Below are 19,864 nucleotides of genomic sequence, written 5' to 3'. Positions count from 1 at the left end.
CCTAGTCTTCAGCGGTGAGTTCCAAGTTCGAAACCGAAACAGCCGTGACCAAGGACGGCGCCCCTGCCGAGGCTCCGGCCAACACTCGCGGACGCGTCATTGTCGCCTCCATGGTGGGCACCACCATCGAGTTCTTCGACTTCTACGCCTACGCGACGGCCGCGTCCCTGGTGTTCCCGGCGCTCTTCTTCCCGCACGCGACGCCCGCGAACCAACTGCTCAGCTCGTTCGCCGTCTTCGGGGTCGCCTTCATCGCCCGCCCGATCGGGTCCGTCCTGTTCGGCCACTTCGGGGACCGGGTCGGCCGCAAGAAGACGCTCGTCGCCAGCCTGCTCGTCATGGGCATCGCGACGTTCATCATCGGCCTGCTGCCCACGGCGTCCGCCCCCGGCTTCGAGATCCTCGCCCCGGCGATCCTCGTCCTGCTGCGCTTCTTGCAGGGCGTCGGCCTGGGTGGCGAGTGGTCCGGCGCCGCGCTGCTGGCCACCGAGAACGCCCCCGCGGGCAAGCGCGCGCTGTGGGGCACGTTCCCGCAGCTCGGCGCGCCGATCGGCTTCATCCTGTCGAACGTCCTGTTCGTCATCCTGAGCCGCACGCTGTCCGAGGAACAGTTCATGGCCTGGGGCTGGCGCGTGCCGTTCCTGCTCTCGGCGATCCTCGTCGCCGTCGGCCTGTGGGTGCGCCTGCGCCTGATGGAGACCCCGGCGTTCCAGCGCGTCGTCGACGAGGAGCGCGTCGCCGCAGTGCCGCTGGCCCGCGTGTTCCGCACCGCGTGGCGTCCGCTGACCTTGGCCACCATCGCGATGGTCGCGACGTACGTGCTCTTCTACATGATGACCGCGTTCTTCATGGTCTACGGCACCGCCCCGGCCACCGAGGACGCCGCCCGCGCCGCCGCGGCCAAGGCCGGTCGCGCCTTCGACCCGGCCACCTTCGCGCCCGGCCTGGGGTATGACCGCCCCACATTCCTGACCATGCTCATCATCGGCGTGGTGTTCTTCGGCATCTTCACGCTCGTCTCCGGTCCGCTGGCCGACAAGGTCGGACGCCGCCCCTTCCTGATCGCCGTCACCGCCGGCATCGGGGTTTTCGCGCTGATCATCCAGCCGGTGATCCACCTGGGCACCCCCGGCGTCATGACGGTGCTGATCGTGGGCTTCACGCTGATGGGGCTGACCTTCGGGCCGATGGCCGCCTACCTGCCCGAGATGTTCGCCGCCGATGTCCGCTACACCGGCAGCGCCATCAGCTACAACATGGCCTCCGTGATCGGTGCCGGCCCGGCGCCCATCACTCTGGTCGCGCTGTGGCAGAAGAACCAGGGCGACCTCTCGCTGGTGGGCTACTACCTGCTGGCCGCCGCCATCATCACGCTGATCGCCATCGTGATGGCCGGCGAGACCCGTGACGTCGACTACCTCGCCTGATCGCTGGCGTGCTCGACGGCCCGTCCGGAATCTTCCGGGCGGGCCGTTCCTGTCTCAGGCGCGTCCGGTGCTCTCCCACACGCCGGTGTCGAACGCGGCGTAACCGGCGTAGTCGACGAGGTCGTAGAGCTCGTCGCGGGTCTGCATCGCCGGGACGTGATCGCGCAAGTGACCGGACGCCGCCAGATCGCCGAGCGCCCGATCGGCCGCGCCCATCGCCAGCCGCAGCAGCGACACCGGCCAGATCACCAGCGCCACTCCCACGCCCGCCAACTCGTCGACGCTGAACAGCTCCGACTTTCCGAACTCGGTCATGTTGGCGAGCACCGGGACGTCCACCGCCGCGCACACGGCCTCGAACTCGGCCAGGCTCGTCAGCGCCTCGGGAAACAGGGCGTCCGCGCCGGCGTCCACGAGCGCGCGGCAGCGGCGGATCGCGGCGTCCAACCCGTCGACCGCCCGGATGTCCGTGCGGGCCATGATGACGAGGTCCGAATCGCGGCGCGCCCTCGCCGCGGCGGCGATGCGCCCGACCGCGGTGGCCTCGTCGACGACCTGCTTGCCGTCGAGGTGGCCGCAGCGCTTGGGGTTGACCTGGTCCTCGAGGTGCAGTGCGGCCACGCCGGCGTCCTCGAGTTCTTGGACGGTGCGGGCCACGTTCATCGGCTCGCCGAAGCCGGTGTCGGCGTCCACCAGCACCGGCAGGTCGGTGACCCGGCTCACCTGGCGGGCCCGCGTCGCGACCTCGGTGAGCGTGGTGAGGCCGACGTCGGGCAGCCCCAACTCGTTCGCCATCACCGCACCGGAGAGGTAGACCCCCTCGAAACCGTGCCGCTCGATGAGTCGCCCGGCCAGGGGAGTGAACGCGCCCGGGAACCGCTGGACGGCGCCCGAGGCGAACCCCTCGCGAAGGCGTTTGCGCTTGTCGGACGGAGTGAGCGTCGAGTACAGCATGGGTGCTCCTGTCAGAAGATGCCGGACGTGCGCGGGGCGGCGTCGGGGTCGGGGCCGACGATCGTCAGCCCGGCGACCTCGTCGGCGTCCAGATCGGGGAGCCGCCCGGCCAGGCCCAACACGCGGTCGCACTCCGCGGCGCCCAGCACGGGCCCGGCAAGCGTGCGGAACTTGTCCTCGTACTGCGCGCGAGCGAAGGGCCGGGCGCCGGCGGGATGGGCGTCCGCCACGGCGATCTCGTCGGACAGGACGCGGCCGTCCCGCAACTCCACCTCGATGCGGCCGCCGTAGGCCGCAGAGGAGCCCTCGTGGTAGCGCCGCGTCCACTCCGGATCCTCCACCGTGGCGATCGAGCGCCACAGCGCCACGGTGTCGGGCCGGTGAGCGCGCTCGGGCGAGTAGGAGTCCACGTGGTGCCACGCCCCGTCCTGCAGCGCGACCGCGAGGATGTAGGGCAGCGAGTGGTCGAGGGTCTCCCGCGAGGCGTCCGGGTCGAACTTCTGCGGGTCGTTCGCGCCGGTGCCGATCACCTTGTGGGTGTGGTGGGACGTGTGCAGCGTGATGCGGGCAACGCTCTTCGGGTCGGACGCCTCCGGGTGTTCGGCGCGCAGGCGCCGGGCCAGATCGATCCAGGCCTGCGCCTGGTATTCGGCCGAGTGCTCCTTGGTGTAACTGAGCAGGATCGCGCGGCGCGGCTCGCCGGGCTCGGGCAGCTCGATCTCGTAGGACGCCTCCGGCCCGTCCAGCAGCTGTGCGATCACGCCGTCGGCGCCCTCGTAGATCGGGGACGGGCTGCCCTCGCCGCGAAGGCACCGGTCGACGGCCTCGATCGCCGCCTTGGTGGCGAACCCGGGCGCGTTGGCCTTCCACGACGAGATGGCGCCCTTGCGCGACTGGCGCGTGGCGGTGGTCGTGTGCAGCGCCTGCCCGATCGCCTGATAGATCACCTCGGCGGGCAGGCCCAGCATCGTGCCGATGCCTGCGGCCGTCGCGGGGGCGAGGTGCGCGACGTGGTCGATCGCGTGCGCGTGGAGGCTGATCGCCTGCACCAACCGGATCTGCACCTCGTAGGCGGTGACGATGCCGGCGACCAGATCGGCTCCGGGGCGGCGCAGGTGCTGCGCGACGGCGACAAGCGGCGGGATGTTGTCGCCGGGGTGCGAGTACTCGGCCGCCAGATACGTGTCGTGGAAGTCGAGCTCGCGGACGGCCGTCCCGTTCGCGTAGGCCGCCCACTCCGGCGCCACGCGGTGGTCCGCGCGGCGCCCGAACAACGCAGCCCCGCGCCCACCGGACGTCGGCGGGTGGGCCAGCGCGGCGTCCAGTGCCGCCCGCACCGGGCGGCGGCCCAGGGAGGCCGCGGCGACCGCGAAGTCATCGATCACCCGGTTGACGACCATGTCGGAGACGTCGGCCTCGACCGGGACGCGCTCCGCGGCCATCGTGGCGAGAGCCCACGCCAGCTGGCGCTCGCGGGAGAGGACCTCGCCGGGCTGTTCAGGACGGACCGTGAGCTTCTGCATGCGCCCAGTCTCCCAAAAAAGCGTGCCCGGCGAGGCCACCCGTCAAGACGCGGCCGGCTGCGCCGAGGCTGCGGCGGCCCGTGTCTCGGGTCGCGCCTCGGCCGGCCTCGGGACCCGCTGGGAGCCGAGCAGGGCGCGGCGCAGCGCAGGGGAGTTGAGGTTGGTGACAACAGCCATGACGGCCTCCTCTCACAAGGCGGCCGACCCCGGTTGGGCTGACCGTCACTGACGGCTGGCCGCTGCTTGGTCTCCAGTCTCCTCAGCCACGTTTCGAGATCGTTGTGCCCGTGTTACGAGCATGTTGTGGTTCATGACCACAGCCCGCCGGGCGCGAACATCTCCGTGACGATCTCGTCGAACCAGCCCAATTCGCGCGCGACGTCGAGCACCGTGTAGCGCGACCGGTAGTACATCGCTCGCGGGAAGGTCTGCCGGACGTCGTCGGCCGTCAGGCCGATGTCTTCCGGACGCGTCGGCGCCCCTGCCTCGCCGAGCATGCGCTGCAGCTCGCGGGCGGGCATCAGCTGCTGGTCGAGCCGCGGCCGGATGTCTGACCACGCGTCGCGTAGCCGGCCCAGGCGAACGCGCAGGCCTGCCGCGTCGACGTACTTCTCCTTGGTCTCGTTGAGGCCCTTTTGAATCAGCGGCCCGGTCATCGTGGCGTTGATGTCGGCCGCCACCTGCTCCCAGGACGGCCACCGGTCGACCACGGCGTCCAGGTCGACCCGGGACAGGTCGCGACGCAGGAACGCCTCGTAGAACGCGGTCATCGCCAGCGTGCCGATCGCGACCTTGAAGCCGTGGCTGAGCGGCGGATCCTGGTCGGCGCCGAGGTGGTCGAGCTCCCACAGGTGGCTGAAGTAGTGCTCGGCGCCGGACGCCGGCCGGGTGCCCTGGGCGACCTGCATCGCCAGCCCCGAGAGCACCAGCCCGCTGCACAGCCCCTCGAACGCGTCGGGCACGCCCGCAGCGAGTTCGGCCGGGCGCGACAGAGCCTCGCGGACGCCGGACTGCACCAGCTCCCACGCCAGCGGGTCGATGGGGTCGACGCCCGCGGCGTCCGCCAAGATCCAGTCGGCTCCGGCCGGGATCTTCGCCGACAGGTCGCCGTACCCGGAAGCCGCCATCGCCGTCGGCGCGCCCGCGGCGACCTCGACGTCGAAGACCACCACCTTCGGTGCCGGACAGGGCATGGTGATCTTGATTCCGTCGCGGGTCATCGGTGCGCCGAAGCCGCTGTAGCCGTCCATGGACGCGGCCGTCCCGACGACCGCGTAGGGCTGGTCGAGCTCGCCGGAGGCCAGCTTCACGATGTCGTTGAGCGTTCCCGATCCGATCGCGACGCCCAGGGAACCGGTTTCGCGCAGCCGGTCGCGCACCTCTTCGGCGCGCTCGTAAGCGGCGTACAGCGTCGGCTTCGCCGGGTAGATCAACGGCTCGACGAGGTCGGCGCCGGCCTCGCGCGACGAGCGCTCGACCGCGGCGCCCGCGGCGTCCCAAGTGTTGCCGTCGGCCACGAGCATCGCCGGCTTTCCCTGCCGCAGGAGGCCGTCGGCGATGACGCGCCCGCTGTCGGGCAGGAGCCCCCGGCCGACCTCGACCACGTCGGTGTCCTTGGCCTTGGCGACGGCCCGGTCGATCTGTTCGTTGCTCATGACTGGTGCTCCTTCGGGGGCTGGGCGGCGGAACGTCCCTGGCGGGACAGGTGGTCGGAGACGGCGTGCTGGATGCCGCGGACAGCCGGGTGGATGGCGGCGTACTGCTCCGTCCAGAACGTGTACTCCTCGTGACGCTGGGGGTCGGGAGAGACCACGGCCTTCTGGTGCACCATCGCGGCCGCGGCGTCGGGGATGCTCGCGAACCGCCCGGACGCGACCGCGCCCAGGATCGCCGAGCCCAGCGTCGGGCCGTCCTGCACCTGCGTGATCGTGATGTCCATGCCGGTGACATCGGCGTGCATCTGCATCCACGCCGGGCTCGACAGCGCGCCCCCGCAGGCCACGAGCTGCTTCGTCTCGTAGCCCAGCCCGCGGAGCGTGCGCAGGTTGAGCTCGAGCCCGTGGCAGGTGGCCTCCTGCACCGCGTGGTAGAGGTGCGCGCGGGTGTGGTGGAGGCTCAGGCCGGTGATCGTGCCCCGGGCCTTCGCGTCGACGTACGGGCTGCGGTTCCCCTGGAAGTACTCGGTCACCAGGACGCCGTCCGAGCCGGGCGGGATGTCGCGGGATTCCTCGTTCAGCACGTCGTACGCGGACGCCCCGCCCGCGGCCTCGGCGTCGACCAGGTCGCGGGCGTAGGTCTCGAGGAACCAACGAACCACCGAGCCGGTGGACGACTGCGACGCCTCGACCGTGTACTGGCCAGGCAGCACCGCGTCGGTGTGGGAGCCCACGAGGCCCGGGCCGAACAGCGGGTCGGCCGCCTGGGCGAGCAGGCAGTTACTCGACCCGGTGATGAGCGCCATCTTGCCGGGCTCGAGCACGTTCATGCCGATCATGCCGGCCTCGGCGTCGATGGTGCCCTGGGCGACCGGGGTGCCCTCGGCCAGGCCCAGCTCCTCAGCGGCCTCGGCGGTGAGGGTGCCGAGGCGCTCGCCGAGCGGGTTCACGGTCTCAGGCACCTTGGTCAGCAGGTCGTCGAGGCCGAGCTGGGCGTAGAAGTCGGTGGGCCAGCCGCCGTGATCGTTGTTGTGGTGCATCTTCAGAGAGGCGCTGGTGATGTTGGTCGCTGCTTCGCCGGTGAGCTTGAGACCGATCCAGTCGGGGGCGTCCAGCACCCAGCGCGCCTTCGCCCAGACGTCGGGCTCGTTCTCTTTGACCCACAGCGCCTTGTAGATGAACCACTCCGCGGAGACGGCGTCCTCTCCGCCGCCGTTGTACAGCCGCGCCCAGTGGTCGATCTCGCCAGCCCGGGCCGCCTGCTCCGCAGCGCGGACGTCGGCCCACATGATGCCCGGACGCAACGGCTTCGCGTCGGCGTCCACCGCCACGAGCGACGCCGAGTGCGCGTCGTAGCCGATGCCCACGATGTCGGACGGGGCGACCCCCGAGCTCGCCAGCACGTCGTGCACCGAGCTCCTCAGGGCTGACCACCACTCGTCGGCGTCCTGCTCCATCCAGCCCTGGCGCGGGTAGGACGACCGCACCGTGGAATCGCGGAACGCGATCGGCGTCCCCGCCTCGTCGAACAGCCCGACGCGGGCGCCTCCGGTGCCGAGGTCGATGCCCATGAAGACGTCGCTCATCAATCTCACTCCCTTGTCGATCGATTCGCCTTTCACCCTAGATCAGGGCTCCGACAATTCCTGCGGATCGAGCAGACGGTGACGAACGGCCGCCCCCGGGACGACCGTCCGCTCGACCGTGCATCCGGCGGCGATCGCGCGGTCGATGACGGCGCGCAGCCGTTCGAGCCCGTCGGCGTCCAGCCCGGCGAGGTCGAGTTGGATCTCCTCGGCGATCTCGGGGTAGCGGTTGGTGTCCTTGTCGGACAGGCCGTGCGCGAACAGGCGCATCCGGAAGTCGGGGCCGAGACGGCGTCCGATGGCGAAGTCGGCGGACATGCCCGCGCAGCCGATCAGCGCGAGCTTCAACAGCTCGCCGGGGGAGACCTCGCCCTCGCCCGTGCCGATCGGGATCTCGACCCCGCGTTGGGTGCGGCCGACCAGCGTGCGCTCGCCGACGCGGTCCGCCCAGACGCTGCCGGGTCCGAAGTTCGTCGGGAGCGGGAAGGAATCGTCGGGTTGCGTGCTCATGGATCTCTCCTCGAATCGTGCGTCGTCGACGCGATCGAGTATCCCGCGAGGCGCGCTCCGAAGGTCTCGCATACTGTCGACAGGTGAGAAGTCGTCGCGATCCGCTTTAGTGTGGCCGCCAGCCCGTGACCGCGACCGGTCGGGGGTGAGCGAAAGAAGCGCCTGCGACGAGCGCGGGCGGATCCGGTCCTGCACGGCCGGGTGTTGATCTTCGTGAGCACAGCCCCAAGGACCAACCATGAACCCTGTCTACGCGATCGTCATCGTCACCGCGTTCATCGCGCTCGGTGAACTCGTCTCCATCTGGTCGAAGGCCCGCGTCCCGAGCCTGCTCGTCGCGATGCTCGGCATCTTCGTCGTGGCGAAGGCCGGCCTTGTGCCCCAGGGCGTCATCGACGACTCCCTGTTGCTGCAGGTCTACACCATCACCACCGGACCCCTGCTGTTCCACATGGGCACCCTGCTGCCGCTGAGGCAACTCCTACAGCAGTGGCGGTCGGTCATCATCACGTTCGCGGCCATGCTGGTGGCCGTCCTGGCGATCGTGGCGGTCGTGACGCCGCTGTTCGGTTTCGCGACCTCGGTCGCGGGAGCCGGACCGCTCGCCGGCGGCATCGTCGCCACCGGCCTGACCACCCAGGGCCTCGTCCGGGCCGGTCTCACGGGCTCGGTGCTCGTCGTGCCCTCGATGGTCCTGATGCTGCAGTCGCTTCCGACCATGCCCCTGACGAACTTCCTGCTGCGCCGGCACGCCCAGCACCTGATCGACTCCGGCGAGCTCCTGAAGCACTACGGCCAGAAGGACGACGACGCGACGGACGCCGAGGAGCACCGGTCGCACCGCACGCTGGTCACCATGCCGGAGTCGCTGGTCGACAACCACCTGTTCATGTTGTTCGTCGTGTGCGTCGGCGGTGCGCTGGCGACGTTCGTGGCGGGGCTGACGCAGGTGCCGTCGTCCATCGTCGCGCTGGTGTTCGGCGTCATCGCCGCCGCCCTGGGCCTGGCACCCCAACGCGCGCTCGAGAAGGCCAACTCGTTCGGGATCGCGATGGCCGCGATCATCGCGTTGGTCATGGCGCCGCTGGTCAAGGCGAGCCTGGCCGACGTCCTCGCCGCCATCGTCCCGACCCTGGTGATCCTGGTCATCGGCGTCATCGGCATCCTCATCGGAGGGATCATCGCGACCAAGCTGCTGAAGCTGCGCGTCGAGCTCGGCATGGCCGTCAGCCTGACGGCCACCTACGGGTTCCCCGCCGACTACCTGCTCACCCACGAGGTCGCCCGGTCCGTCGGGCGCACCACACAGGAGCGCGAGGCTCTGGTGGACGCGATGCTCGCCCCGATGCTGGTCGGCGGATTCGCCTCGGTGAGTGTCGGCTCCGTGGTGATCGCCAGCATCATGGTCGGCCTGCTCTGACCCGAGCGCTCGTCCCCGAACGCTCATCGTCGCGCGCCTGCCGTCCTCCCGGCGCGGGCGGCAGCGCCATCGGGAGGCCGAGCTCAGCAGACGATGCGCAACGCGCCGTTCGGGTGCATCTGGGAACCGCTGGCCTCGACGGGCAGTTGCTGATCGGCGCTGTACCCGACGGACTGGCCGGGCAGCAGGACGGCGCCGGTCGTCACGATGTAGGCGGCCAGCGACACCAGCCGCTCGAAGACCTCCTCGGGCTCCAGGGGCGAGCCCTGCACGGTGAGGTCGGCGTGGCCGAACGTGTCCAGGCCCAGCGTCCACGCGGTGACGGTGCCGTCGTCGTTGCGTCCCATCCACACCGACGTCCAGACGTCGACGGGCGCCTCGCCGCCCTCGAGGGCGTCGACGACCAGCCCGGAGTAGCGCTCCGCGGGGAACGTGATGCCGGCGTTGCCGTAGTGGAGCGCGGTCGCCCCGGGCTGCTCCATGACGATCGACGCGACCACCGAGAACAGGCTGGCCTGCATCAGCGCCTGTGCGCGATCGACCGGCCGTCCGTCCGGCGGGGTCGCGGCGATGATGACGTGGGCGCGATGCCGCGCGACGGGATCCGTGTCGTCCCACCACAGCGGGTGGCACGCGCGCAGCACCTCCTGGGCCGGGACGGGGGCGCCGACGGGCGTGACGAGGATCACCACGTCGTCGGTGCGGACGACGACGACCTGGATGGGACGGCCTAACCTGTCGGTCTGCGCCTCCACGGTCACGCCGGTCTCGAACTCGTCGAGGAGGGCGGCGGCGAGCGCGTCCGCCGTGGGCGCCTGGTCGGCGAACAGCCCGAACCCCAGGACGGGGGACTGCGGCGCCGGGTGGGTGAAGGCCGCCATCAGATGCTGAGGTCGCGGCGCAGCCGGGCCACGTGGCCGGTCGCCTTGACGTTGTACTGCGCCAGTTGGATCGTGCCGTGCCCGTCGGCGTCCACGTCGACGAGGAAGGTCGAGCGGATGACGCCCTCGATCTCCTTGCCGTAGAGCTTGCGCATGCCGAAGGCGCCGTAGGCGTTGAGCACGGTCTTGTCGGCGTCCGAGAGCAGCGTGACGGTCACGTGCTCCTGGTCGCGGAACTTCGCCAGCTTGGCCGGGGCGTCCGGGGAGATGCCGATGACGTCGTAGCCGGCCGTGGCCAGCTCGTCACGCTCGGCGGTGAAGTCGACCGCCTGGGTGGTGCACCCCGGGGTCAGCGCGGCGGGGTAGAAATAGACGATGACGCGGCGTCCTGCGTAGTCGGACAGCGAGACGGGCTTGCCGTCGGCGTCGGGCAGCGTGAAATCCGGGGCAGTGTCGCCCACCTTCAGGGTCGTCATGTGCCATACCCTAGTGCTCTGGTCTAGGGTGATGACGCAGTCACCGCACCCGATGGAAGGACGCACCGTGGCACCGTCGCAGAACACGGCTCAGATCGAGGCCGAACTCGCCGAAGCTCGCCGTCGCCTCGCGAGCAACGTCGAGGGCTTGATCTCGCAGGTTCACCCGCAGGCCATGAAGACGCGCGCCATCAACGACGCGAAAGACTTCGCGGCCGAGGAGGTCAACTCCGCGTCCGAGCACATCCGTGACGCCAACGGCGACATCGACTGGGAGCGCGTCGGCTACCTGGCCGTCGCGGTCGTGGGCACCATCGCCTTCGCCGTCGTCTTCAAGTCGATCTTCCGTCGCTAGTGACGGCGCCGGATCCGGGCCTGCCGATCCGGATGCTGCACGACCGCATCCTGGTCACCACCGAGGGTGAGGACGGCGAGCGCAAGTCGGGCGGCGGCATCCTGATCCCCGCCACCGTGCAGATGGGACGCCGCCTGGCCTGGGCGCGCGTGGTCGCCGTCGGCTCCAGCGTGCGGGCCCTCAAGGTGGACGACCGCGTCCTGTTCGACCCCGACGAGCGCGCGGAGGTCGAGCTGCAGAGCAAGGTGTACCTTCTGCTGCGCGAGCGCGACGTGCACGCGGTCGCCGCCGAGCGCATCACGGACGGCCACGCCGGGCTCTACCTCTGACCCGCTCGTGCGCTGCCGGGCGGCTCCCACCGCCCGGTGCCGTCAGACGGGCGAAGTGGTCGACACCCTGAAAAAAAGCTCCCCCGACTTCCCACCCTGGAGCGAACTTGGCCCTACTATTTTGCGCAGCCGGAGGCGCGAACTGATGCGCCACCCACAACGAAGTGAGGTCTCATGTCCAATCCACGTCCGATTCGGGCCATCGTCGCGCTTGGGTCGCTGACGGCTCTGCTCGCGACCGCCGCCTGCTCCGGCTCTCAGCCGGCAGCGCCCGCGTCCGGTGGTCAGCAGACCGCGTCGTCCGCGAACTGGGATGAGAAGGGCCCCATCACCTACGCCCAGGGCAAGGACACCTCGGGCAACGTCAAGGGCGAGATCGACGAGTGGAACAAGGCTCACCCGAACGAGAAGGTGACCTTCGTCGAGCTCTCCGATTCCGCCGATCAGCAGCGCGCCGACATGGTCAAGCGCGCGCAGGCCAAGTCCGGCGAGTTCAGCGTGATGAGCGTCGACATCGTCTGGACCGCCGAGTTCGCCGCCAACGGCTGGCTCGAGCAGCTCCCCGCCGACAAGGCGCCGATGGACGGCATGCTGAAGTCCGCCGTCGACGGCGCCACCTACTTCAACAAGTTGTACGCCTACCCGAGCACCTCCGACGGCGCGCTGCTGTACTACCGCAAGGACCTTTTGGACGCGGCGGGCATCAAGGAGCCCCCGAAGACCTGGGACGAGATGAAACAGATCTGCGACAAGGTGCTCCCGGGCCAGAAGGGCATGTCCTGCTACGCCGGTCAGCACCAGAAGTACGAGGGTCTGACCTGCAACATCGCCGAGGCCGTCAACTCCGCGGGGGGCGAGTTCATCACCGCCGACGGCAAGCCCGCCGTGAACACCGAGGCCGCCATCAAGGGCGTCGATTGGATGGCGGGCTGGATCAAGGACGGCACGATCCCGAAGGAGGCCGTGACCTGGAAGGAGGAGGAGTCCCGCACCGCGTTCGAGGGCGGCAGGATCCTCTTCCTGCGCAACTGGCCCTACGTCTACAACAAGGCGGTCCAGTCGAAGCTCAAGGGCAAGTTCGAGGTCGCGCCGCTGCCCGGCCTGTCCGGCCCGGGCGTCTCGACGCTGGGCGGTCACAACTTCGGCATCTCGACGTTCACCAAGAACAAGGGCACCGCGCTCGAGTTCGTCAAGTGGATGAACAGCCCCGAGAACCAGAAGCGCCGCCTACAGAAGGCCTCGAACGCCCCGACGGTCGAGGCGCTGTACAGCGACGCCGAGCTGACGAAGCAGTTCCCGTACCTGCCGACGCTGTACGAGTCGATCAAGATCGCCAAGCCGCGGCCGAAGGCCGTCCGCTACAGCGACGTGACGCTGGCGATCCAGGACTCCACGTATGCCGCGCTGCAGGGCCAGAAGGACCCGAAGCAGGCCTTCGACGAGCTGCAGACCAAGCTGGAGAGCCTCACCAAGTGACCGTCTGACGGGTGACCGGCGCGGAGGACGACCCCCGCGCCGGGCATTCCCTGTAGGAGGAGAACATGGCAACTGCTGTGGAGACGGCCGGCGCTGATGCGCCCGCCCCTCGCTCGGGCCGCAGGCCCAAGAAGAACGTGCTCAGCGACGGTCAGGGTGGACTTGCCGGACTGCTGATCTCACCGACCATGCTGGTCATCCTGCTCGTCGTCGGCATCCCCATCCTCTTGTCGGTGCGCGAGTCGCTGTTCCGGCGCAACGACGGCATCGATCCCGTGACCGGCATGATCGCCCAGGGCGAGTCGTTCGTGGGGTTGCAGAACTTCACCGACATCTTCGCCAACCCCCAGGCGGTGCCCGCCGCGTGGGGTTCGGTCGACCGCCTGATCAACGCCTTCCTCAACACCACGTTCTTCACGGTCGTGTGTGTGGTGTTGGAGACGGCGATCGGCGTGGCGATGGCGATCGTGATGAACAAAGCCTTCAAGGGACGCGGCCTGGTGCGCGCCTCCATCCTGGTGCCGTGGGCGATCCCGACCATGGTGTCCGCGAAGATGTGGGGCCTGATGTTCGACGCGGACGGAATCGTCAACAAGCTCGCCGGGCACCAGACGCTGTGGCTGGCGGACAACAACGCGTCCCAGTGGGCGATCGTCATCGCGGACGTGTGGAAGACGGCGCCGTTCATCGGGTTGCTGACGCTGGCCGGCCTGCAGACCATCCCGGACGAGGTCTACGAGGCCGCCCGGGTGGACGGCGCGAGCGCCTGGCAACAGTTCCTGCGTATCACGCTGCCGATGGTCAAGCCCGCGCTCGTGGTGGCGGTGCTGTTCCGCACGCTCGACACCATGCGCATGTTCGATCTGCCGTGGGGCATGATCGGGCCCGGCAAGTACTACGTCGAGACGCTGTCGATGTTCGCGTACTTCGAGAACGACGCGGGCCGGTACGGGCAGGCGGCCGCTTACTCGATCGTCCTGTTCCTCTACATCGTTCTGGTCGCCTTCCTGTTCGTGAAGCTGCTCGGAGCCGAGGTCGTCGACGACCCCGAGACCCGGGCCATTCAGGATCGCCGCCGGGCGCAGCGCAAGCTCGCCAAGCAGCAGCGCCTGAGCTCGCGTGCCGGGAGCACCGTCACCACCGGGAGTGCATCCTCATGAGCACCGTTCACAGCACCGCGCCGCAGCAACCGGCCGAGCGGACGCGCCTGAGCGACGAGGAACTGGCCACCCTCAGCAAGCCGTCACACGATTGGAAGTGGTGGCTGGGCATGATCGGCAGCATCGTCGGGATGGGCTTCATCATCCTGTACTGCATCCTGCCGTTCTACTGGATGATCGTCTCCTCGCTGCGCCTGCCCGAGGACGGCCGCAGCACCGACCTGGTGCCGAACCCGCCGTCGCTGCAGAACTACGTGGCCGTATTCGACCCGAGCAACAACTTCGTGCAGGCGCTCATCAACTCGATCGTCATCTCCGGGGTGACGACGCTGTTGACGCTGCTGCTCGGCATCATGGCGGCCTACGCGCTGGCCCGGCTGCGGTTCCGCCTCAAGGGGCTGGTGCTGAGCATCATCATCGGCTGCTCGATGTTTCCGGGCATCACGCTGCTGATCCCGTTGTTCAAGATGTTCACCGGCGCCTACGCGTGGTTCCCGTTCAACTGGATGAACACCTACCAGGCGATCATCATCCCGTCGCTGTCGTTCGGCCTGCCGCTGTGCGTGTGGAACCTCACCGCGTTCTTCCGCCAGATGCCCGTCGAACTGGAGCAGGCCGCGATGGTGGACGGCTGCACGCCGTCGCAGGCGTTCGTGAAGATCATCCTGCCGCTGGCCGCGCCCGGCGTCTTCACCACAGCGATCATCACGTTCATCGCCGTGTGGAACGAGTTCATGATCGCCTACACCTTCGGCACGCGTCCGGAGATGTTCACCGCCGTCAACGCGCTGAGCCGGTTCACCGGCCAGTACGGCTTCGACACCCCCTGGGGGACGATCATGGCGGCCGGCGTCATCCTGACGGTGCCGCTGCTGATCATGGTGCTGCTGTTCCAGCGGCGCATCGTGGCCGGCCTCACCGCCGGCGGCGTGAAGTAGCCGCACCCGCACAGCGCCAGGGGCGTCCGGAGCGATCCGGGCGCCCCTGGCGCGTTCCGAGTGGGAGGGCACTCACGCGGCACCGGCACCGATCTCGATCGTGGGCGAGGCGGGACCCTTCGCGAGGGCAAGGGGGGACCGCCGAGGTTGCCTGGGCAGCAAAAAGGGCTTCCGATCTCTCGGAAGCCCTCGCTGTGCGCCGCCAGGGACTCGAACCCCGAACCCGCTAGTTAAGAGCCAGCTGCTCTGCCAGTTGAGCTAGCGGCGCGTACAGATCAATATTAGGGCACTCACCCCAGCACGCAAAATCGAAGGGGGCGTCGTGGCATCGCGCGCCCAGGTTACCGGTGGCGCCGCACGAAGTCCGCCCGCTCGCGGCGCAGCCCATCATGCTCGTCCTGCACCTGGGGCAGCGGCGCCAGCTCGACGTCCAGGGCCAGGGACAGCACGTGGTCGGCCAGCTCGGGATTGCGGGCCAGGACGGGCCCGTGCGGGTAGGTGCCGATGACCTTGCCCTGCACCGCGCCCTCGGTGCCGTCGCCCGCGTTGCCGATGCCGGACTCGACGCGGGCGAGCGGCGTCGCCTCGGGACCGAGTGTCGTCCAGCCGCCGTGGTTCTCGAAGCCGCTGATCAGCGACGTCGTGCCGTCCGGCTTCGTCCAGCGGGTCAGGATCTCGCCGACGGCGCGCTCGGGCCCGCGGACGGTGGTGACGTCCAGCAGGCCGAGGCCCTCGCGCACCGCGTCGTTCTCGCCGATGGTGAAGGTCTTGCCGCAGATCTGGTAGCCGGCGCACACGGCGAAGAGGACGGCGCCGCCGGCCAGCCCCTCGAACAGCCCGCCGTCGGCCTTCAGCAGGCGGACCGCGGTGGTCTGCGCGTTGTCCTCGCCGCCCCCCAGCAGGTAGACCGAGCCGTCGCTGGGCACCGGCTCGCCAGGCTCGACCAGCACGACCTCGGCCGGGATGCCGCGCCACTCCAGGCGCTTGCGCAGCACCTTCGCGTTGCCCTGGTCGCCGTAGATGCCGAGCAACGACTGGTAGATCAACACGATCTTGACCGGCTTGTCGGTGGCCGGGTTGGACGGCAGGGCCGCGTCCTCGGGGCGGTCGGCGTCCGCGGGGGTCGGCACCGCGGGGGACTCGTCGGGGCTCATCGCAGCCCTCCCATCTTGAGCAACTTCTGGAACGGGGTATAGGTGGCGATCAGGTCCACGGGCTGGGGGCCGTCCGCGACGCGGTGGAGGGCCTGGCCCAGGTCGAGGATGATCTCGTGGTCGACCTCGGCGTACGACAGCCGCACGGCCAGGTCGTAGGCGCGCGGGCCGGTGCAGATGACGTGGCGTCCGGCCAGCTGCTCGAACTCGACGTCCCACAGCCACGAGACGTCCTTGCCGTCGGCGGCTACCGAGTCGATGGCCAGCACGACGGGGTCGGACACGAGCAGGGGGAGCGACTCGCTCCACCCCGCCGGGTTCTTCGACAGCACCAGCCGGACGGTCGCGCCCTCGATGGTCGCCGTGGAGAACCGGCCCGCCGGCGCCGACACGGTGCGGAAGCCCGTCAGGGCGGTGTCGGCGTCGATGCCCCACTCGGCGGCCGCACCGAGTGCGCAGGCCGCGTTGGCGATGTTGAACTTGCCCGGCACCTTGAGCTGGGGGTCGACGAGGCGTCCGTCGGGGAGCCGGATCTGGTCGCCGATCACGGCGTAGGACGCCTGCGGCTCGGTCAGCTCGCAGTCGGGGCAGTCCCACGCGCCGGTGGGGTGCTCGGCGGAGCGTTCTGTGCGGTCGAGCATGCCGCCGCAGTTGGGGCACAGCGCGGCGTCGGCGCTCCAGGTGGACGCGGTGTCGACCCAGACCACCTTGGGGGCCTTCTGCGCCGCCCACGTCACCAGCGGATCGTCGGAGTTCGCGACCACCACGGGGCCGTCCTCGCCGGCGGCCTCCAGCGCCTCGCGCCACGACCGGCCGAGGAACTTGATCTCGTGGTTGCGGTCGAGCTGGTCGCGGGAGAAGTTCAGCAGCACCAGGACCTCGGGGCGTCCCTTGGCGATGAGGTCTTTCACGACGCGTTCGTCGGTCTCAAGGACGGCGATGTCCGCGCGCGGGGCGGTCGACAGCGCCGAGGCGATGCCGTAGTGCAGGTTCGCGCCGTCGGCGTTGGTGACCAGGCGGCGGGCATCGCCGCCCAGCGCCTCGCGGACCGCCGCGGCCAGCAGGTGCGTGGTGGTCGTCTTGCCGTTGGTGCCGGTGACCGAGGCGATGCGGCGTCCGCGCACCAGCTGCCCGAAGGCGTCGGGGGCCAGCTTGGTCATCACCTGGCCCCGGATGGAGGCGCCGGATCCGCGGCCCAGGCGCCGGGACGCCCACGCGGCGACGTCCCCGATCCAGGTGGCGGCCCGCAGACGGACGCGCTCGGTGGAGGCGAGGTCGGCCGGGGCGGCTCGTCGGCTCAGTTCGCTGTCAGTCACGAGGGTCATTCTGCCCCGTCGCGCCGACAATCCTGATCTCGCACGCCGTCGCGGCGTCCTGGCGCCAGGCTCTTGCGCCGCCGCCGCCGGGGGAGCATCATGGTTCCATGGTTAGTTACTCCACTAATGAACCCATCGGCCAGGCCGATGGGGCCGTGGAGTTGCCGCTGTTCGTCCGGGTCGCCCAGGCGATCGAGAACGACATCGTCGACGGCCTCCTCGACGAGGGGGCCCAGGCACCTTCCACCAACGAGATCGCCGCCTTCCACCGGATCAACCCGGCGACCGCGCTCAAGGGTGTCAATCAGCTCGTCGCTGACGGCGTCCTGATCAAGCGGCGCGGTATCGGCATGTTCGTCGCGCCTGGGGCCCGCGACGCCCTGGTTGGACGCCGCCGCGCCGACTTCCCCGCCAAGTTCCTCGCTCCCGCCCTCGCCGAGGCCCGCCGCCTCGGGCTCACCGACGACGATGTCGTTGCACTGGTTAAGGAGTCCCGCCATGACTGATGCCCTCACCACGTCTCGGCTCGGCGTTCGGTTCGGGTCCGTGCAGGCTCTGCACGACGTGACCGCGTCCGTGCCCGACGGAGCCATCGTCGGATTGCTGGGCCGCAACGGGGCCGGCAAGACGACCCTGTTGCGGTGCTCGCCGGTCGCGAACCGAACATCACCGGCTCCGCGTCCGTCATGGGCGTGCCGGTGGGACGCCTCGGCCGCAGCCCAGGGCTGGTCCACCTGGCCACCCAGCGCGTGCGGCACGCTGGGGATCAGAGCCTGGCGAGCCTGGCCCGCGCGTTCGGCCGCGCGAACCCGAACTTCGACCGCGATCGGGCCCACGACCTGCTGGCGGCCTTCGACGTCCGGCCCGGCACCCCAGGCCGGGCTCGACGCCCCCTCCCGCGACAGGCTCGCGCGCCTGATCGTGGAGGAGCAGGCCGGACCCCATCCCACGTGGGTGGCGTTAGGGTCGGACAGCCCGACAGCGGCCAGCAGGCTCGCGGCCGTGTTGTTGACCGCGTGCAGCACGATGGCGGCTTCGAGCCCGCCTGTGCGCCACACCAGGAGCCCCGCGGCCAACGCGAAGAAGGCCACGTCCACCTGGCCCGCGGGGTTGTAGCCGTGCCCCAGGACGAACAACGGGATCGGGAGGAGGACGCCCCACAGCGGGTGACGCAGCCTGGCGCCGAAGAGCTGCATCGGCAAGCCTCGGAACGCTTCATCGACAACCGCGGGGGCTGATTGGCTGAGACGCGAAAGAAGGGCGAGGTTCATACCGGACCAGAGCGGTGCCTCTGGTCGAGGGTGTGAACCTCGCCCTTCTTGGGGTGAGTAACGGGACTTGAACCCGCGACCCCCTGGACCACAACCAGGTGCTCTACCAGCTGAGCTATACCCACCATGCGCAACCGAACGTGATCCGTTCGGGCAGCGAGGATCAGCATAGCTTCCCAGCGCTGGTTTCTCGAAATCGGCCGACGACCCGGGGCTCTGACGGCGATCGCGCCCGTCCGCGGTTGCTCTCGAAGGCCCGTCAGACCGCTGAACAACCGCGTCCGGGCCGTGGGCCGGTGGGGCGAGGACGCCCTGACGAGTTCTGCCGGCGGGGTCATGTTGAGCACCGCACATAAGTTAGGTTAGCCTTACCTAAACGTCAGGGCGCCGTCGGTGTCCATCGGACGAAGCGGCCGGCGGGTCCCGGCCACGGCACTCGGAGTGAGAGAATATGTTGCTCGCGAACTTCTTGATCGCCCTGCGTGAGGGCGTCGAGGCCGCGCTCATCGTCGGAATCCTGGTGGGCTTCCTCGTGAAGATGAACCGCCGCGACGCCCTGCCGGCGTTGTGGCTCGGGGTCGTGATCGCGGTCGTGCTGCCCTTCGGCGCCGGAGCGGCCATGATCTGGGGCCCCTACTCTCTGACGTTCGAGGCCCAGGAGACCATCGGCGGCACGCTCTCGATCATCGCGGCGGGCTTCGTCACCTGGATGATCTTCTGGATGGGCAGGAACTCGCGCCAGGTCAGCCTCGAGGTGGGCTCGTCCGCGGCCCAGGCCCTGGAAAAGGGCTCCTCGTGGGCGCTGGTCTGGTTGGCGATCCTGTCGGTCGGCCGCGAAGGCGTCGAGACGGCCGTCTTCGTGTGGGGTGTCGTACGCAGCTCCGCGCACACGGCGGTGTGGGAACCCGTACTCGGCGTCGCTGCAGGGCTGGTCGTCGCCACCGTGATCGGCTGGCTGATCTACCGCGGCTCGCGCGCGATCAACCTGCGCGCGTTCTTCGCCGTCACGGGCTTCTTGCTCATCTTCGTGGCCGCCGGCATCGTGCTGTATGGGTTGGGCGACCTGCAAGAGGCGGGCGTCCTTCCCGGGTGGGGCGTCACGGTCTACGACGCGTCCGGGCTCATCGTCGATCACGCGGGCTCGCTGTGGTTCGTGCTCCTCAACGCGTTCTTCGGCGTCCAGTATCTGCTGGCGCCGACCCATCTTCAGCTCGCCGGCTACCTGCTGTACCTGATCCCCGTGCTCGTGCTGTTCACCCGCCAGCTCAGTACGAGTGGACGCCGCCGTGCGGCGGTGCGCCCCACACCGGGACCGGCCACGAGCGGTCACGGGGGCGTCGAGGCGGCCGCAGGGGAGCCGCCAGCGCCCCAGAACACGCGGTCGGCAGCGCCGACCGACCACACCCACTCAACCAGCACACAGTGAAGGGGAA

20 protein-coding genes, 2 tRNA genes and 1 pseudogene are annotated in these 19,864 nt (G+C 69.7%); 10 read left to right on the top strand and 13 right to left on the bottom strand.

The genetic code is table 11. The annotated features are described in order from the left end of the window. The first annotated feature begins 14 nt into the window (after nt 1-14). On the top strand, nt 15-1,427 hold the full coding sequence (locus BN1187_RS10405) for an MFS transporter (protein WP_235750653.1): 1,413 nt from the start codon (nt 15-17) through the stop codon (nt 1,425-1,427). A gap of 54 nt (nt 1,428-1,481) precedes the next feature. Here BN1187_RS10405 and prpB read toward each other — a convergent pair whose 3' ends face one another. From prpB to BN1187_RS10380, 6 genes are all read right to left on the bottom strand, one after another. Then, nucleotides 1,482-2,381, bottom strand: a complete 900-nt coding sequence (gene prpB, locus BN1187_RS10400) for a methylisocitrate lyase (protein ID WP_040161448.1) — start codon at nt 2,379-2,381, stop codon at nt 1,482-1,484. A gap of 11 nt (nt 2,382-2,392) precedes the next feature. Further along, complete coding sequence (locus BN1187_RS10395) at nt 2,393-3,904, bottom strand: MmgE/PrpD family protein (protein WP_040161445.1); 1,512 nt, start codon at nt 3,902-3,904, stop codon at nt 2,393-2,395. A 42-nt stretch (nt 3,905-3,946) separates the two neighbouring features. Continuing rightward, complete coding sequence (locus BN1187_RS15010) at nt 3,947-4,081, bottom strand: hypothetical protein (RefSeq protein WP_261795304.1); 135 nt, start codon at nt 4,079-4,081, stop codon at nt 3,947-3,949. 131 nt (nt 4,082-4,212) lie between these two features. Beyond that, nucleotides 4,213-5,559, bottom strand: coding sequence for a sn-glycerol-1-phosphate dehydrogenase (locus BN1187_RS10390; protein ID WP_040161442.1), 1,347 nt, complete (start codon nt 5,557-5,559; stop codon nt 4,213-4,215). Continuing rightward, complete coding sequence (locus BN1187_RS10385) at nt 5,556-7,145, bottom strand: FGGY-family carbohydrate kinase (protein WP_052462598.1); 1,590 nt, start codon at nt 7,143-7,145, stop codon at nt 5,556-5,558. Before BN1187_RS10385 ends, BN1187_RS10390 begins: the two co-directional genes overlap by 4 nt. A gap of 42 nt (nt 7,146-7,187) precedes the next feature. Further along, nucleotides 7,188-7,655 carry an OsmC family protein gene (locus BN1187_RS10380; protein WP_040161439.1) on the bottom strand — a complete coding sequence of 156 codons (468 nt, stop codon included), beginning with the start codon at nt 7,653-7,655 and terminating at the stop codon, nt 7,188-7,190. Between the two features lie 238 nt (nt 7,656-7,893). Between BN1187_RS10380 and BN1187_RS10375 the strand changes: the two genes are divergently transcribed. Next, nucleotides 7,894-9,075: a hypothetical protein gene (locus BN1187_RS10375; RefSeq protein WP_040161436.1), complete on the top strand. Its 1,182-nt coding sequence runs from the start codon at nt 7,894-7,896 to the stop codon at nt 9,073-9,075. A gap of 83 nt (nt 9,076-9,158) precedes the next feature. Here the strand turns inward: BN1187_RS10375 and BN1187_RS10370 are convergent, their stop codons facing one another. Together BN1187_RS10370 and bcp are read right to left on the bottom strand one after the other, a co-directional pair. Continuing rightward, nucleotides 9,159-9,956, bottom strand: coding sequence for a DUF4261 domain-containing protein (locus tag BN1187_RS10370; RefSeq protein ID WP_040161433.1), 798 nt, complete (start codon nt 9,954-9,956; stop codon nt 9,159-9,161). Beyond that, nucleotides 9,956-10,432, bottom strand: a complete 477-nt coding sequence (gene bcp, locus BN1187_RS10365) for a thioredoxin-dependent thiol peroxidase (RefSeq protein ID WP_040161431.1) — start codon at nt 10,430-10,432, stop codon at nt 9,956-9,958. The genes BN1187_RS10370 and bcp overlap by 1 nt, the downstream gene beginning before the upstream one ends. A 67-nt stretch (nt 10,433-10,499) precedes the next feature. Between bcp and BN1187_RS10360 the strand changes: the two genes are divergently transcribed. The 5 genes from BN1187_RS10360 to BN1187_RS10340 all read left to right on the top strand — a co-directional run bounded on the left by BN1187_RS10360 (nt 10,500) and on the right by BN1187_RS10340 (nt 14,690). Next, a complete protein-coding gene (locus BN1187_RS10360; RefSeq protein WP_040161428.1) occupies nt 10,500-10,787 on the top strand; it encodes a DUF3618 domain-containing protein in 288 nt (95 codons plus the stop codon). A 32-nt stretch (nt 10,788-10,819) separates the two neighbouring features. After that, nucleotides 10,820-11,116, top strand: a complete 297-nt coding sequence (locus tag BN1187_RS10355; protein WP_052462771.1) for a GroES family chaperonin — start codon at nt 10,820-10,822, stop codon at nt 11,114-11,116. A 174-nt stretch (nt 11,117-11,290) separates the two neighbouring features. Then, a complete protein-coding gene (locus BN1187_RS10350; RefSeq protein WP_040161422.1) occupies nt 11,291-12,592 on the top strand; it encodes an ABC transporter substrate-binding protein in 1,302 nt (433 codons plus the stop codon). 65 nt (nt 12,593-12,657) lie between these two features. Continuing rightward, nucleotides 12,658-13,752 (top strand): carbohydrate ABC transporter permease, encoded by a 1,095-nt coding sequence (locus BN1187_RS10345; RefSeq protein WP_082034644.1) that lies wholly within the window; start codon nt 12,658-12,660, stop codon nt 13,750-13,752. Next, nucleotides 13,749-14,690 carry a carbohydrate ABC transporter permease gene (locus BN1187_RS10340; protein WP_235750652.1) on the top strand — a complete coding sequence of 314 codons (942 nt, stop codon included), beginning with the start codon at nt 13,749-13,751 and terminating at the stop codon, nt 14,688-14,690. The genes BN1187_RS10345 and BN1187_RS10340 overlap by 4 nt, the downstream gene beginning before the upstream one ends. 195 nt (nt 14,691-14,885) lie before the next feature. Here the strand turns inward: BN1187_RS10340 and BN1187_RS10335 are convergent. The 3 genes from BN1187_RS10335 to BN1187_RS10325 form a co-directional block, all read right to left on the bottom strand. Then, a tRNA-Lys gene (locus BN1187_RS10335) sits at nt 14,886-14,958 on the bottom strand. Between the two features lie 73 nt (nt 14,959-15,031). Further along, on the bottom strand, nt 15,032-15,844 hold the full coding sequence (locus BN1187_RS10330) for a type 1 glutamine amidotransferase (protein WP_082034643.1): 813 nt from the start codon (nt 15,842-15,844) through the stop codon (nt 15,032-15,034). Beyond that, nucleotides 15,841-17,004 carry a DUF1727 domain-containing protein gene (locus BN1187_RS10325; protein ID WP_040162974.1) on the bottom strand — a complete coding sequence of 388 codons (1,164 nt, stop codon included), beginning with the start codon at nt 17,002-17,004 and terminating at the stop codon, nt 15,841-15,843. Before BN1187_RS10325 ends, BN1187_RS10330 begins: the two co-directional genes overlap by 4 nt. Nucleotides 17,005-17,267: 263 nt before the next feature. Here BN1187_RS10325 and BN1187_RS10320 point away from each other — a divergent pair, with 263 nt between their 5' ends. After that, complete coding sequence (locus BN1187_RS10320) at nt 17,268-17,666, top strand: GntR family transcriptional regulator (protein ID WP_072042051.1); 399 nt, start codon at nt 17,268-17,270, stop codon at nt 17,664-17,666. Then, nucleotides 17,629-18,276: an ATP-binding cassette domain-containing protein gene (locus BN1187_RS15130; protein WP_082034641.1), complete on the top strand. Its 648-nt coding sequence runs from the start codon at nt 17,629-17,631 to the stop codon at nt 18,274-18,276. Before BN1187_RS10320 ends, BN1187_RS15130 begins: the two co-directional genes overlap by 38 nt. Here the strand turns inward: BN1187_RS15130 and BN1187_RS15005 are convergent. Both BN1187_RS15005 and BN1187_RS10305 read right to left on the bottom strand, forming a co-directional pair. Then, nucleotides 18,174-18,431 (bottom strand): annotated as a pseudogene (locus tag BN1187_RS15005) (CPBP family glutamic-type intramembrane protease); the annotation flags it as partial. The gene BN1187_RS15130 and the pseudogene BN1187_RS15005 overlap by 103 nt on opposite strands. A gap of 49 nt (nt 18,432-18,480) precedes the next feature. Next, nucleotides 18,481-18,556, bottom strand: a tRNA-His gene (locus tag BN1187_RS10305). A gap of 326 nt (nt 18,557-18,882) precedes the next feature. On the opposite strand from BN1187_RS10305, the gene efeU reads away from it, so the two are divergent. After that, complete coding sequence (efeU, locus tag BN1187_RS10300; protein WP_072042049.1) at nt 18,883-19,857, top strand: iron uptake transporter permease EfeU; 975 nt, start codon at nt 18,883-18,885, stop codon at nt 19,855-19,857. Nucleotides 19,858-19,864: the final 7 nt, after the last annotated feature.

The organism is Nigerium massiliense (assembly GCF_000826085.1).
GTDB lineage: Bacteria > Actinomycetota > Actinomycetes > Propionibacteriales > Propionibacteriaceae > Propioniciclava > Propioniciclava massiliense.
This window is presented reverse-complemented; position numbering and strand designations above follow the sequence as displayed.

What these genes read in the sequence shown, in the direction of transcription:
- prpB (WP_040161448.1), bottom strand. Translation starts at nt 2,381, where the DNA reads ATGCTGTACTCGACGCTCACTCCGTCCGACAAGCGCAAACGCCTTCGC.
- BN1187_RS10395 (WP_040161445.1), bottom strand. Translation starts at nt 3,904, where the DNA reads ATGCAGAAGCTCACGGTCCGTCCTGAACAGCCCGGCGAGGTCCTCTCC.
- BN1187_RS15010 (WP_261795304.1), bottom strand. Translation starts at nt 4,081, where the DNA reads ATGGCTGTTGTCACCAACCTCAACTCCCCTGCGCTGCGCCGCGCCCTG.
- BN1187_RS10390 (WP_040161442.1), bottom strand. Translation starts at nt 5,559, where the DNA reads ATGAGCAACGAACAGATCGACCGGGCCGTCGCCAAGGCCAAGGACACC.
- BN1187_RS10385 (WP_052462598.1), bottom strand. Translation starts at nt 7,145, where the DNA reads ATGAGCGACGTCTTCATGGGCATCGACCTCGGCACCGGAGGCGCCCGC.
- BN1187_RS10380 (WP_040161439.1), bottom strand. Translation starts at nt 7,655, where the DNA reads ATGAGCACGCAACCCGACGATTCCTTCCCGCTCCCGACGAACTTCGGA.
- BN1187_RS10375 (WP_040161436.1), top strand. Translation starts at nt 7,894, where the DNA reads ATGAACCCTGTCTACGCGATCGTCATCGTCACCGCGTTCATCGCGCTC.
- BN1187_RS10370 (WP_040161433.1), bottom strand. Translation starts at nt 9,956, where the DNA reads ATGGCGGCCTTCACCCACCCGGCGCCGCAGTCCCCCGTCCTGGGGTTC.
- bcp (WP_040161431.1), bottom strand. Translation starts at nt 10,432, where the DNA reads ATGACGACCCTGAAGGTGGGCGACACTGCCCCGGATTTCACGCTGCCC.
- BN1187_RS10355 (WP_052462771.1), top strand. Translation starts at nt 10,820, where the DNA reads ATGCTGCACGACCGCATCCTGGTCACCACCGAGGGTGAGGACGGCGAG.
- BN1187_RS10350 (WP_040161422.1), top strand. Translation starts at nt 11,291, where the DNA reads ATGTCCAATCCACGTCCGATTCGGGCCATCGTCGCGCTTGGGTCGCTG.
- BN1187_RS10345 (WP_082034644.1), top strand. Translation starts at nt 12,658, where the DNA reads ATGGCAACTGCTGTGGAGACGGCCGGCGCTGATGCGCCCGCCCCTCGC.
- BN1187_RS10340 (WP_235750652.1), top strand. Translation starts at nt 13,749, where the DNA reads ATGAGCACCGTTCACAGCACCGCGCCGCAGCAACCGGCCGAGCGGACG.
- BN1187_RS10330 (WP_082034643.1), bottom strand. Translation starts at nt 15,844, where the DNA reads ATGAGCCCCGACGAGTCCCCCGCGGTGCCGACCCCCGCGGACGCCGAC.
- BN1187_RS10325 (WP_040162974.1), bottom strand. Translation starts at nt 17,004, where the DNA reads ATGACCAAGCTGGCCCCCGACGCCTTCGGGCAGCTGGTGCGCGGACGC.
- BN1187_RS10320 (WP_072042051.1), top strand. Translation starts at nt 17,268, where the DNA reads ATGGTTAGTTACTCCACTAATGAACCCATCGGCCAGGCCGATGGGGCC.
- BN1187_RS15130 (WP_082034641.1), top strand. Translation starts at nt 17,629, where the DNA reads ATGTCGTTGCACTGGTTAAGGAGTCCCGCCATGACTGATGCCCTCACC.
- efeU (WP_072042049.1), top strand. Translation starts at nt 18,883, where the DNA reads ATGTTGCTCGCGAACTTCTTGATCGCCCTGCGTGAGGGCGTCGAGGCC.